The organism is Exiguobacterium sp. 8A (assembly GCF_902506275.1).
GTDB classification, from domain to species: Bacteria; Bacillota; Bacilli; order Exiguobacteriales; family Exiguobacteriaceae; genus Exiguobacterium; species Exiguobacterium profundum.
Genome location: NZ_LR733705.1, coordinates 1 through 1300, shown reverse-complemented (window position 1 = coordinate 1300; position 1300 = coordinate 1). Strand labels below are relative to the sequence as shown.

The following is a 1300-nucleotide window of genomic DNA, read 5'->3' as shown; positions in this document are numbered from 1 at the left end:
GCGCACCGTGCGCGCCTACCAGAGTGACCTCCGCCAGTTCGCGCGCTGGCTCGCTGGCTTCAAGGACGACGAGGTTCACGATCCTGCCGACATCGCCGACGTGCGCACGGCGCCACGGACGCCCAAGGAGGTTGCCGACTTCCTGGCCGCCAAGGCTGCCTCGGAGGTGGCACCAGGGGTCCGCCGCTACGCGCCGTCGACGATCGCGCGTTACCTCGCAGCGATCAACTGGGAGCACGAGCGCCGCCACTTCGACCCGCCCGGGAAGCACCCGCGGGTCCGCGACACCATGCGGGGCATCCGTCGCGACGACCCACCGCCCATCCGACGTGCTGCTCCGCTGACGCTGAAGCTCCTGCAGCGCACCCTGCGAGCAATCGACCTGACGAACTTCGAGCGCGGGGCCATCAACACCCGCGACTACGCCCTGATCCTGTTCGGCTTCGTCGGTGCGTTCCGCGAGAGCGAGCTCGTTGCGACCGATGTCAGCGACTATCGCCTCGTGCCCGACGAGGGCGTCCGTATCCGGATGCGTCGATCGAAGACTCAGCAGGATGGCGACGGGCCGCCGAAAGTCATCCGCTTCGGTTCGAACCCGCTCACCTGTGGACCCTGCGCCTTCGTGCGGCTGTACCGGCTGCAGGTAGCGCAGCGTCACCACGGCGAGTCCGGGATGTTCGTTGCGCTCAAGGACGCCGCGACCGACGTCCACATCTGCGACGAGGGGCTCCCGCCGCACGAGGAACGTCTCGACCCCGCAGCCCCGTTCTTCCCATCGGTCAGCAAATGGGGCCTCTTCCGCGAGACCCGGCTCACCCCAACCGCGGTCGGCAAGGTGGTCCAGTCCCGGATCCGGAAGACGGGCCTCGACGCTGCGGGCTTCAGCGGACACTCGATGCGCGCCGGCTTCATCACCGAGGCGCGCAACGCCGGCGCGACCGACGACGAGATCATGAACCAGACCGGCCACAACTCTGCAGCGACGTTGCGGATCTACGACCGCGAGTACACCCCGTTGGTCCGCAACGCCTCGACCCGGATCAAGCTGTGACCGTGACGCCGCAGCTCGAGCGGCACTGGGCACGCTTCGAGGCCTGGTGCGCGGCGTCGGGGAGGGAAGCCCTGCCGGCGTCCCCGGAGACTGTGGAAAGATTCCTTGCGCTCTTCCCTGGCTCGAAATCCAAGCAGCGCCTTCGACGGCGCGCGATCACCGTCAAACACCTGGACGCGGGGGAGCCGTCCCCAATCATCCTGGTCCCGCCCGCCCGCGTCTGGAAGGGTTCGGCGGTGGTTGCTGACA

Annotated in this window: 1 protein-coding gene; it reads left to right on the top strand. The window is 68.4% G+C overall.

Annotated elements, in window-relative coordinates:
- A partial coding sequence (locus GVY42_RS16435; RefSeq protein ID WP_159565763.1) for a tyrosine-type recombinase/integrase occupies positions 1–1051 on the top strand: 1051 nt, incomplete at its 5' end.
- Between the last annotated feature and the right edge of the window lie 249 nt (positions 1052–1300).